The sequence below is a fragment of the Actinomadura rubrisoli genome, from assembly GCF_004349215.1.
In the GTDB taxonomy this organism is placed as follows: domain Bacteria; phylum Actinomycetota; class Actinomycetes; order Streptosporangiales; family Streptosporangiaceae; genus Spirillospora; species Spirillospora rubrisoli.
Window position 1 is genome coordinate 1 of the sequence record NZ_SMKU01000300.1, and the last position, 11,533, is coordinate 11,533.

Sequence of the window (11,533 nt, forward strand, 5' to 3'; positions counted from 1 at the left end):
GTCGGGGGAGTCGTAGCTCGGATCGACCGACTCGGGGGACAGGCCGAGCAGATCGGCGATCTCCTCCACGAGGAGGTCGCGGACCATGCGGCCGATCTCCTCGTCGCCCGTGGCGCGGGCCTCGACCGGCCGGCGGAACACGACGATGCGGACAGGGGCCCCGTCCTCGCCGGGGACGGTCTGGCCGAGCGGGACGGGCCCGTCGGGCCAGGGCCCGACCTCCGGGACGTCCTCGACCAGGAACTCGACCTTGGCCAGCTCCCGCTCCCAGCGCTTGCCGAGACGGCGCACCTCGTCGCTGACCAGGTCGTCGAATCGTTCCGCGCGGGTTCGCGAGACCGGCGCCTGCGGGGGCGTCAGAGGGCCACGGAGGCCGCGACCGTGCCGATCGCGGCGCCGTACGCCTGCCACACGGGATCGCACGCTCCCAGACTACCCCGCCCGGCCCTGCCACCCCTCCGGCTCGGTCAAGCCCGCTTGGGGGCATGCGGGGCCGCTTTCCGAAAAAGTCGCCATCCGGAACGCTGGATGAAGGGCTGCTTTAAGTAGCTACGTTCTGAAAAGAGTGGTTACAGTGACGTGACGTGGCCCCTGGTCCGCGTGGCTGATGGTGCATGAAGGGTCGATCTCCCGTGAATCCGCCGTCCTCCGATTCGCCCTCCCCGCCGTCCGACGATTCCATTCCGATGGAGGAACTGGAGCCCCCCGCCTCTCGCGTCCCGAAGGCCCGGCGTCCCCGCCGGAGCCGCGACCAGCTCACGGTCGCCGCCGCCGTGGCCCTCAGCATGGGCCTGGTGCTCGGCGGCGGCGGCTGGGCGCTGGCGATGCGGGGCGCCGGCTGCGAAGGGCCCGGCCAGTGGCTGTCGGTCTCGGCGGACCCGGCGATCGCCCCGGCCGCCCTGGCGGCGGCGGACCGCTTCAACGGCGCCCGCCGCGCGGCGGGCGAGTGCGCGGCGGTGAAGGTCGTGGCGGGCGGCTCCGGCGAGGTCGCGGGCGTCTTCCGCGGCGGGCGCGGGACCCCCGACGTCTGGATCCCCGACTCGTCCCTGTGGCCCGACCTCGTCGGACGGGCGAAGGCCGGAGGGGCGCCGTCGGTGGCGTCGTCCCCCATCGTCTTCGCGCTGTCCCAGGCCGCCGCCCGGCGGCATCGCGACGAGCTGGAACACCGTTCGTGGGGCGCCTTCCAGCCTGTCGGTCTCGGCGGTCCCGGCGGTCCGGAAGGCGCCGGTGGGGCCGGTGGGGCCGGTGGGGCCGCGAGCAAGTCCGGGGTCCCTTCGTTCCGGCTCACCCTGACCGACCCGGCGCGGACGGGGACGGGCATGGCCTCGCTACTCGCCCTCCAGGCGTCGTCTGGGAGCGGCCAAGGCGCCCTGGACAGGTTCACCACCATGCTCAGGACGGCCAAGACGGTCCCGTACGGGAAGGGCGTCGAGGAGGCGTTCAGGGGCGACGAGGACGGCCAGGACGACACGGCCGTCACCGCCGTGTCCGAGCAGGCGGTCTGGCAGCACAACCGTTCCTCCCGGAGCGATGCGCCGCTCATCACGGGCGTCTACCCGTCCGCCGGAACGCCGTACCTGGACTTCCCCTACGTCGTCGCCACCTCTGACAAGGACCGCAAGCAGGTCGCGGAACGGTTCCTCACCGAGCTTCGTTCGCCTCAGATGGTCGCCGACCTGCGCAGGGTGGGGCTCCGCGGCGGCGTCGGCGGCGGCACGGGCCGTCCGTCCGTCGCGCCGATGGCAGGCACGGAGCCGCCCGGGGACTTCGGGACGCGCCGTACGGCGCCGCGCCTGCTGCCGGTGGTGCGGCCAGGAGCGGCCGCGGGGATCCAGGAGATGTGGCGCAAGCTCGGGCAGGGGCTGAACGTCCTGGCCCTCATCGATCCTTCAGGCGACGCCGGTAAGCAGATGCCGGCCCGGAACGGCGCCGCGGGGACGCGTCTCAACGGGATGCTCAACGCGCTCTCCACAGGCTTCAACCTCGTCCCGGACAACTCGTCGTTCGGGCTATGGACGCTCTCCGGGAACACACCCGCCCAGCCGTACCGGCGGGTCGTGCCCATACGCGAGCTTGGCGTGCGCACACCGGACGGCGGCAATCAGCGCCTGCGGCTCCAGGAGACCCTGCAAGGCGTCCGGGCGCTTCCTGGGCAGCGGCCCGGGCTTTACTCGGCGATCCGGTCCGCCTACACCGAGGTCGAACAGAACTACCAGAGCAACCAACTGAACGTCGTGCTCGTTCTCACGGCGGGGGGTCCGCGAGAGCCGGAGCGAGCCGAGTTCACCCGGACGATGCAGAAGCTCAAGGGGGCCTTCAACCCGCATCGCCCGGTGAGCGTCATCGCGCTCGGCTTCGGGGCCGACGTGGACCCGGCATTGCGGCAGGTCGCCGCCGTCACCGACGGCGGCGACTACAACATCGAAAACCCGGGCATGGTGATGCGACTCTTCCTCCGCTCCGACCAGCTCCGCGTCTGCGACGCCCCGCGGTGTCCCAACTGATGGGCGCCGGCGAGCCGGAGGCGTCCGCCGTCCAGACCCGGCTGGCGGTGACCTTCCGGCTGCTCATGCTGCTGCGCGGGCTGCTGCTCGCCATGGCGGTCGCCCTGCTGGCCGGCGACGGGCCCGGCCTGGGCCTGGACGTCGCCCTCGCCGTGCTCGGCGCGGAGACCGCGGTCGCCTGCACGGCGTGGCGCACCGTGCTGCCCGCCGTCCAGCGGGTGCCGCTGCTGTGCTGCCTGGACGCGCTGCTGGTGTTCGCCGTCCTCGCCGAGGGCGGCGTGTTCGGGCCGTTCTTCCTGTTCACGGTCATGACGGCCGCCATCGCCGGAGTGCTCTACACCTGGGGGCCGGTGCTGATGGTCTGCACGGCGCAGATAGCGCTGTGCTACATCGCGATGGGCGCCGCTCCGGCCGCGGAACGGCAGGAGCCCGGGCTCCTGATCGCGCTGCCCGTGTTCTATCCGCTCGCCGCGTGCGCCGGGATCGTCCTGCGGACCCTCGTCGACCAGTACGCCGAGTCCGAGGAGGCCAGGCGCCGCGCGGAGACCGCCGTCGCCGCGGCCGAGGAGCGCAACCGGCTGGCCCGCGAGATGCACGACTCGCTGGCCAAGACGCTGCAGGGCATCACGCTGTCGGTGGCGAGCCTGCCGCTCTGGATCCGCGACTGCCCCGACCGCGCCGAGCGCGACGCCCGCGACATCCTCTCCGCGCTGGAGGTCGCCGCCCGCGAGGCCCGCGGCCTGATCTCCGACCTGCGCGAGGAGGCGTACGGGCTGCCGCTGCCCGCCGCCGTCAGGCGGCTCGCCGCCGAGTGGGGCGAGACGCGCGGCGTGCCGGTGACCGCCCGGATCGAGGGCCCGCCCGCCGAGGACATACCCGTGACCGTCCGGTACGAGATCATCTCGGTGCTGAAGGAGGCGCTGACCAACGTGGAACGCCATGCCGGGGCCGGCCGGGTCGAGGTCCGGCTGCTGTCGACCGTCGACACCGTCCGCCTGACGGTCCGCGACGACGGCGCGGGGTTCGCCCCGCCCGCCGGCGGACGACTCGAACTGCTCGCCCGCGAGGGCCACTACGGGCTGGTCGGCATGGCCGAGCGCGCCCGCCGGATCGGCGGCCGGTTCGCGCTGCGCTCCGCACCCGGCGGCGGCGCGACCGTCATGCTCACCGTCCCGTTCGTCCCGCCGAGCGCCGAGGGCGCCCCCGAGGCCGCCGGGCACGTCACGTGAGCGGCCCCAGGCCCGGACCGGCCGGGCCTGCGAGCGGCCCTGTGCGGGTCTCCGTGCGGGCACTGGTGGTCGATGACAACCCCGTGGTCCGCGCGGGGCTGGTGAGCCTCCTGGAGGCCGGGAAGGTGCGCGTGGTCGGTGAGGCCGTGGACGGCGCCCACGCGCTGGAGCAGGCCCAGCGGCTCCGTCCCGACATCGTGCTCCTGGACGTGCGGATGCCGGGCGTCGACGGGATCGCCGCCGCCGGGCCCCTCAGCGCCCTGGCGAAGGTCCTGATGCTGTCCTACGACACCGACGCCGACGTCATCGGCAAGGCCATCCGCAACGGCGCGGCGGGCTACCTGGTGCACGGCGCGTTCGGCGTGGACGAGCTGATCGCGGCCGTCCACGACACGGTCGCCGGGCGCGCCAGCCCGCTCTCGCCGTCGGCGAGCCGGGCCGTCGTCGAGGCACTGCGCGGCGGGGACGCCCCGTCCGCGGCCGCCCCGCCGGCCCGCGCCGCGCGCAGCGACGACCTGGGCCTGTCGCCCCGCGAGGCCGAGGTGATGGAGCTGATCGCCCGCGGCCACTCCAACGGCGAGATCGCCCGGACCCTGGTCGTCTCGGAGTACACGGTCAAGAACCACGTCAACCGGATCTTCGCGAAGCTGGGCGTCCGCACGCGCGGCGCCGCGATGGCGCGCTGGCTCGGGACCGCGCGGTGATCCGCGGGTGACGCGGCGGCGGGACGCTCGGCGCCGAGCGTTACACGGTATGTAGTTGTTACCTCGGAAATCGACCGGTAACGGCGACACGTGCGCCGGGGTGGTGGCGGAGGCGGCGGGAGGCAGGTACGGTCGGCCATCGTGAGCCCCGTCCGCACTTGCTCCCGCACCGCCTGCAAGGCGCCAGCAGTCTTCACGCTCACGTACGTCTACCGCGACTCCACCGCGGTCCTGGGGCCCCTCGCCACGTACGCCGAGCCCCACTGCTACGACCTGTGCGCGGAGCACTCCGAGCGGCTCACCGCCCCGATGGGGTGGGAACTGGTCCGGCTCCCGGTCGAGGAGGAGTCCGAGCCGAGCGCCGACGACCTGGAGGCGCTCGCCGACGCGGTCCGCGAGGCCGCCAAGCCGGCCCCCGGAACCGGGCAGGAGCCCGTCGGGCAGGGCACCGAGGTCGGCCGCCGCGGGCACCTGCGGGTGCTGCGCTCCGAGCCCGCGGGGACGCAGCCGCAGGAGTGACCCTTTTCCACAGGCCGCCCGCGTGCGATGCCGCGGCGGGCCGTCAGCGCGCTTCCCGGTAGGCTCGGGAAACCCCCGTGACATCACTCGGACAGGGAGCAGGAGTGGGCGATCTCGCCAAGATCTTCAAGGCGTACGACATCCGGGGCGTCGTGCCGGACGAGCTCGACGCCGCCACCGCGGAGGCGGTCGGCGCGGCCTTCGTGCGCGTGACGGGTGCGAGCGCCGTCGTCACCGCCCACGACATGCGGGCCTCGTCGGTCCCGCTGGCCGAGGCGTTCGCGCGCGGCGCGACGTCCCAGGGCGCGGACGTGATCGAGGCCGGGCTCGGCTCCACGGACCTGCTCTACTACGCCAGCGGCAGCCTCGACCTGCCGGGCGCGATGTTCACCGCGAGCCACAACCCGGCCAGGTACAACGGGCTGAAGCTGTGCCGCTCCGGCGCGCGTCCCGTCGGCCGCGACACCGGCCTCACCGAGATCCGCGAGCTGGTCGGCGAGGGCGTCCCCGCCCACGACGGCCCGGCCGGGACCGTGTCCCGGCGCGACCTCCTCAAGGGCTACGCCGACCACCTCAAGACGCTGGTCGACCTGTCGGCGATCCGCCCGCTGAAGGTGGTCGTGGACGCCGGCAACGGCATGGGCGGGCACACCGTCCCGTCGATCTTCGAGGGCCTGCCGATCGACCTGGTGCCGCTGTACTTCGAGCTGGACGGCACCTTCCCCAACCACGAGGCCAACCCGATCGAGCCGGATAACCTCCGCGACCTCCAGGCCAAGGTCCGCGAGACGGGCGCCGACATCGGGCTGGCCCTCGACGGCGACGCCGACCGCTGCTTCGTGGTGGACGAGCGCGGCGAGATCGTCGCCCCGTCCACGATCACGGCGCTGGTGGCGGTGCGGGAGCTGGCCAAGCACCCCGGGTCCTCGATCGTGCACAACCTGATCACCTCGCGGGCCGTCCCGGAGATCGTCTCCGAGAACGGCGGCACGCCCGTCCGCACGCGGGTCGGGCACTCGTTCATCAAGCAGACGATGGCGGAGACCGGCGCGGTCTTCGGCGGCGAGCACTCCGCGCACTTCTACTTCCGCGACTTCTGGTTCGCCGACTCGGGGATGCTGGCGGCGCTGCACGTGCTCGCCGCGCTCGGCGAGCAGGACGGGACGCTGTCGGCGCTGCTCGGCGAGTACACGCGCTACGCCGCGTCCGGCGAGATCAACAGCGAGGTCGCCGACCAGGCCGCCGCCGCGGACGCGGTACGCGCCGCGTTCGCCGGGCGACCGGGCGTTACCATCGACGAGCTGGACGGTCTGACCGTGGGCGACGAGGCCGCCGGCTGGTGGTTCAACCTGCGGCCGTCCAACACCGAACCGCTGCTGCGCCTCAACGCGGAGGCCGGCGACGACACGACCATGGCGGCCGTCCGCGACGAGGTCCTGGCCATCGTGAGGAAGAAGTGACGATGAAGCTCGACTCCTGGCTGCTGGAAATCCTCGCCTGCCCCAACTGCGGCGGCGACCTGCGCGCCGACGACCAGGCGGCCGAGCTGGTGTGCACCGGCTCCTGCGGCTACGCCTACCCCGTGCGCGACGACATCCCCGTGCTCCTCGTCGACGAGGCGAGGACCCCCGCCCCATGAGCGGCCCAGGGCAGGTCCGGGAGGCGGGCCGCCGGGCCGGGGCGAGGCGATGACCGGGGCCCAGGACCCCGGACGGCTGGAGGACGCGGCGAGCGTCGAGGCCGCCGACCCGGGCGGCATGCTGCGGCAGGTCGCCTCGTCGGCCGCGCAGATCCGGGAGGCGCAGCGCGCGGTGGCCGAGGCGGGCATCGCCGGGCTCGCGGACGACGGGCGGCCGAGGGCGATCGTGGTCACCGGCATGGGCGGCTCGGGCATCTCCGGGGACGTCCTGGCGGCCGTGTGCGGCGTGGGCTGCCCCGTCCCGGTGACGACGGTGCGCGGCTACCGGCTGCCCGGCTGGGTGGGCGCCGCCGACCTCGTCATCGCGGTGTCCTGCTCGGGCGGCACGGAGGAGACCCTCCAGGTCGCCGCCGAGGCCGCGCGGCGCGGCTGCCGGCTGATGTTCGTCGGCGGGACGGGTTCGCCGCTGGCCGACCTCGCCGTCCAGAGCCGCGGGCTGTTCGTCCCGGTGCGGTCGGTGGGCCAGCCGCGGTCGACGCTGTGGGGCCTCACCGTGCCGCTGCTCCTCGCGGCCCGCACGATGGGCCTCGCGGACGTGCCCGACGCGGCGCTGGAGTCCACGGCGAAGCTGCTGGAGGACGTGGCGCACCGGTGCCGCCCGGCGAGCGAGCCGTTCGTCAACCCGGCCAAGCGGATCGCCCTCGACCTCGCGGGCGACGTGCCGCTGGTGTGGGGCTCGTCCACGCTGGCGGGCACCGCGGCGTACCGGATGTGCTGCCAGCTCAACGAGAACGCCAAGTACCCGGGCGTCTACGGCGGGCTCCCGGAGGCCGGCCACAACCAGGTAATGGCCTTCGATGGCCACTTCGCGGGCGGCGGCGGCCCGTCCGCCGACCCCGACGACTTCTTCCGCGACCGCGAGCAGGACGCCGAACACGGGCTCCACCTCGTCGTCCTGCGCGACACCGAGGAGCACCCGCAGGTGCGCAAGCGCCGCGCGGCGTCGGTCGAGATGGCCCGCGACCGCGGGGTGGCCGTCACCGAGATCGCCGCCGAGGGCGCGCATCCGCTGGAGCGGATCGCGACCCTGATCGCGCTGGCGGACTACGTCACGGTTTACTTGGCCATCGCGCTGGGCGTCGACCCCACGCCCGTGCCGGCCATTCAAGAGCTCAAAGCGAGGATTGCGTAGATGAGTGCTGAGGGTGGAACGAAGGCCATCGTCGCCGCGTTGATCGCCAACCTCGGGATCGCCGCGTCGAAGTTCGTCGCGTTCGCGTTCACCGGTTCGTCGTCGATGCTGGCCGAGTCCATCCACTCGGTGGCGGACTCGGGAAACCAGGGGCTGCTGCTGCTCGGGCGCAAACGGTCCGAGCGCGACCGCACCCCCAAGCACCCCTTCGGATACGGCCGCGAACGCTACTTCTACGCGTTCGTCGTGGCGGTGGTGCTGTTCACCGTCGGCTCGGCCTTCTCGCTGTACGAGGGCTTCCACAAGGTCCAGCACCCTGAGAAGATCGACGCCCCGATCTGGGCGTTCTCGGTGCTGATCGTCGCGATCGTGCTGGAGTCGTTCTCGTTCCGCACCGCGATCAAGGAGTCGAACGCGGTCCGCGGCGACAAGTCGTGGTGGGCGTTCATCCGGCGCGCCAAGGCCCCCGAGCTCCCGGTCGTCCTGCTGGAGGACCTGGCCGCCCTGCTCGGCCTGATCCTGGCGCTGCTCGGCGTCACGATGGCCGTCGTCACCGAGGACGGCGTGTGGGACGGCGTCGGCACGCTGGCGATCGGCGTGCTGCTCGGCGTGGTCGCGACCATCCTGGCCATCGAGACCAAGAGCCTGCTCATCGGCGAGGGCGCCGACCCCGAGCAGGAGGAGCGGATCATCGCGGCGCTTGAGTCGGTGCCCGAGGTCGACCACGTCATCCACATGCGGACCGAGTACGTCGGCCCCGAGGAGCTGCTGATCGCCGCCAAGATCGCCGTTTACCACGACGACACGGCCGCCGAGGTGGCCCGCGGCATCGACGCCGCCGAGGCCAAGATCAGGGCCCAGTTCCCCGAGGCGCTGCTGATCTACCTGGAGCCCGCGCTGGACGAGGCCGACCGCAAGAACGCCGCCAAGCCGGAGAGCCCCGCGTCCTCCTGACCGCCGCGCGGGGTTCCGCCGCCGGCCCGCATGGTTTGGCCCGCATGGTTTCGGCTTCGCGGGGGATCCTGTCGCGGGAACACCGCATCCGTGTGGGACGTCCGCCCTGCGCGGCGTGGACGCGGCGTTCACATGGGATCCCTCGCCGGGCGGCCGGCGCCGTGCCGGTCGACCCCAGCCCAGGCAAGACCGGCGAGTGCCTCCGAGGAGGCGCGTACTCGGCCGTCCGGCGAGGTGCTTCCCATGCTTCCCCGCCCGGACCCCTGAAGCCGGACGGTTCTGGTGTGACCGCGGCAGCCCCACCGAACCCCCTACGTCGGTGGCGGCCGCCGTTGCGGTCACGATTAAGACACTACGTTCGCCGCCCTCCCCCGCACGTCCGCCAAAAGGAGGGAAAGGGGCTCGTCCTCCAGGGGGACATGGGCCTTCGTCATACCTCCGCACGGTGAGGTGGCGGCCCGTCCCAGCGGTCAGTATTGAGAAGTGACCAGCAACGACCACTCCGACAAGAACCGGCCCGGACGCGACCCCGCCGGGTTCGGCCCCGCCCTCGCGCACCACGCGTGGCGGCTGTCGGGCCGGATCGTGGCGGGCGTGGGCCAGCTGCTGCTGTGGATCCTGACCGGCATCGGCACCCTGCTGCGCCCGATGGCGATCCGGCTCGGCGCCCGGCTGAACGGCGCGGGACGGCCGGGCACGCCCGGGGCCCCGGCAGGGGCGACGGCGCCGCTGCCCCGGTGGATCAACGCCTGGGCCGAGGTCGCCGAGTCCTGGTACTTCGCGCCGCTGACCGGGCTCGCCCTGACCATCGCCGCCCTGGCCGAGCTCGCGCCCCGCGTCGACACGCCGCTCAGCGTCGCGGGGGGCTTCGCGGTGGCCTCGACCCTCCCGCTCGTCTGGCGGCGCGAGTACCTGCGCCCGGTCGCGGCCGTGGCGCTCGGCGCGTCCGCGGCGAGCCTTCTCACCGGGCAGGTGCTGCTCGTCACGACGAGCTTCGCCGCGCTGTACACGCTGTACGCGCTGGGACGGCGGCTGCCCCGGCAGTCCGCCGGCGTCCTCGCGGCGGGCGCCGCGGCGACGGTCGCGGTGGTGTACGTCGCGACCTCGACGCTCGACGACGTCCCGTGGCCGGCCGCGGTCATCGCCGTCCTCGCCGCGATCGGCCTCGGCGACGCCCGGCGCGTCGTGGAGACCGCCGGGCGGACCGAGGCCGAGGCCGAGGAGCGCACCAACGAGACCCTCACCCGGCTCACCGCCGTCCAGCGGGAGCAGGCGGTGATGCGCGAGCGGGCCCGCATCGCCCGCGAGCTGCACGACGTGGTCGCGCACTCCGTCTCGATGATCGCGGTGCAGGCCGAGACCGCCCCGTACACGATGGAGAGCCTGTCGCCCGAGGCCCGCGCCGGCTACACCGAGATCGCCAAGACCGCGCGGGAGGCGCTGGTGGAGATGCGGCGGCTGCTCAGCGTGCTGCGCGCCGACGCCAAGCCCGAGCCGGACGCCGCCAACTCCCCGCAGCCTCGGCTGGACCGGCTGCCCGACCTGATCGAGCAGCACCGGGGCGCCGGCGGCCAGGTCGACCTCGCGGTGCACGGCGACGCGCGGAACCTGTCCACGACCGTGGAGCTGTCGGCGTACCGGATCGTCCAGGAGGCGCTGACGAACGCGCGCAGGCACGCGCCCGGCGCCGAGGTGCGCGTCGACCTGACGTTCCTGCCGGACCGGCTCGCCGTCCGGGTCCGCGACGACGGCGCGTCCGCGCGGACCATGGTGCTGAACCGGGACGACCGTACCGCGGCACCGCACGACGCGCCCGCGGGCCGGACCCGCCTCGAATCCGCGCCCGCGGCCGAGTCCGGTGGCGGACACGGTCTCGTGGGGATGCGGGAACGTGCGACCATGCTGGGCGGACGGTTCTCCGCCGGCCCGGCCACCGAGGGCGGGTTCCTGGTGGAGGCCGAGCTTCCGCTGAACAGGGAGGAGAGGCCCACTCGTGGACCCGGTTCCGAGGCGCCGCCCGGCCGCCGCTGACCCCCCGGGGCGGCAGCGGTGATCAGAGTGCTGATCGTCGACGACCAGACGATCGTCCGGGCGGGGTTCGCCGCCCTGCTCGCCGCGCAGGAGGACATCACCGTCATCGGCGAGGCCGGCGACGGCCGCGAGGCCGTCCGGCTGGCCGGGCAGGACCGCCCGGACGTCGTGGTCATGGACATCCGGATGCCCGGCATGGACGGCATCGAGGCCACCCGCCGCATCCTGGCCCTCCCCGGGGCCGACAGCGTCCGGGTGCTGGTCCTCACGACCTTCGACGTGGACGAGTACGTCTACGACGCGCTCGCCGTCGGCGCCAGCGGCTTCCTGCTCAAGGACGCGACCGCCGACGAGCTCGTCTCCGCCGTCCGGGTGGTGGCGCGCGGCGACTCGCTGCTCGCGCCGCAGGTCACCGGGCGGCTCATCCGCGAGTTCACCAAGCAGCGGCGCAGCAGGCCGCAGGCCCCCTCGGAGCTGTCCACGCTGACGGCCCGGGAGAACGAGGTCCTGGTGCTGATCGCGGGCGGGCTGTCCAACGGCGAGATCGCCCAGCGCCTCGTCGTCAGCGAGCACACGGTCAAGACGCACGTGGCGCGGGTCTTCACCAAGCTCGGCCTGCGCGACCGCGCCCAAGCGGTCATGCTCGCCTACGAGTCGGGCGTGGTCGTCCCAGGCGAGAACGCGCCCAGCTAGGGCGCCCTACCTGCGGAGGAGGCGGAGGGCCTTCTCCTTCTCGAAGTCGAGGGCGCGGGCGCGCAGGC

The 11,533-nt window shown here is 73.7% G+C and carries 11 protein-coding genes; 10 read left to right on the top strand and 1 reads right to left on the bottom strand.

All coding sequences use genetic code 11. The annotated features are described in order from the left end of the window. A partial coding sequence (locus tag E1298_RS36400) for a metallopeptidase family protein (protein WP_131901554.1) occupies positions 1-411 on the bottom strand: 411 nt, incomplete at its 3' end. A gap of 275 nt (positions 412-686) precedes the next feature. On the opposite strand from E1298_RS36400, the gene E1298_RS36405 reads away from it, so the two are divergent. From E1298_RS36405 to E1298_RS36450, 10 genes are all read left to right on the top strand, one after another. Beyond that, a complete protein-coding gene (locus tag E1298_RS36405) occupies positions 687-2,504 on the top strand; it encodes a substrate-binding domain-containing protein (RefSeq protein WP_165975846.1) in 1,818 nt (605 codons plus the stop codon). After that, complete coding sequence (locus E1298_RS36410) at positions 2,504-3,733, top strand: sensor histidine kinase (protein ID WP_165975847.1); 1,230 nt, start codon at positions 2,504-2,506, stop codon at positions 3,731-3,733. Before E1298_RS36405 ends, E1298_RS36410 begins: the two co-directional genes overlap by 1 nt. A 41-nt stretch (positions 3,734-3,774) precedes the next feature. Further along, a complete protein-coding gene (locus E1298_RS36415; RefSeq protein ID WP_131901538.1) occupies positions 3,775-4,437 on the top strand; it encodes a response regulator in 663 nt (220 codons plus the stop codon). A 141-nt stretch (positions 4,438-4,578) separates the two neighbouring features. Further along, complete coding sequence (locus tag E1298_RS36420) at positions 4,579-4,956, top strand: DUF3499 domain-containing protein (protein ID WP_131901540.1); 378 nt, start codon at positions 4,579-4,581, stop codon at positions 4,954-4,956. Between the two features lie 104 nt (positions 4,957-5,060). Further along, a complete protein-coding gene (locus E1298_RS36425) occupies positions 5,061-6,416 on the top strand; it encodes a phosphomannomutase/phosphoglucomutase (protein WP_131901542.1) in 1,356 nt (451 codons plus the stop codon). Positions 6,417-6,418: 2 nt separating this feature from the next. After that, complete coding sequence (locus tag E1298_RS36430; RefSeq protein ID WP_131901544.1) at positions 6,419-6,595, top strand: Trm112 family protein; 177 nt, start codon at positions 6,419-6,421, stop codon at positions 6,593-6,595. A 49-nt stretch (positions 6,596-6,644) separates the two neighbouring features. Further along, positions 6,645-7,787 carry a bifunctional phosphoglucose/phosphomannose isomerase gene (locus E1298_RS36435; protein WP_131901546.1) on the top strand — a complete coding sequence of 381 codons (1,143 nt, stop codon included), beginning with the start codon at positions 6,645-6,647 and terminating at the stop codon, positions 7,785-7,787. After that, positions 7,788-8,741 (top strand): cation diffusion facilitator family transporter, encoded by a 954-nt coding sequence (locus E1298_RS36440; protein ID WP_131901548.1) that lies wholly within the window; start codon positions 7,788-7,790, stop codon positions 8,739-8,741. It begins immediately after the preceding gene. A gap of 483 nt (positions 8,742-9,224) precedes the next feature. Continuing rightward, the gene (locus tag E1298_RS36445; protein WP_131901550.1) at positions 9,225-10,772 is read left to right on the top strand and encodes a sensor histidine kinase; all 1,548 of its coding nucleotides are present in this window, start codon (positions 9,225-9,227) and stop codon (positions 10,770-10,772) included. An 18-nt stretch (positions 10,773-10,790) separates the two neighbouring features. Continuing rightward, a complete protein-coding gene (locus E1298_RS36450; RefSeq protein ID WP_131901552.1) occupies positions 10,791-11,465 on the top strand; it encodes a response regulator in 675 nt (224 codons plus the stop codon). Positions 11,466-11,533 lie beyond the last annotated feature (68 nt).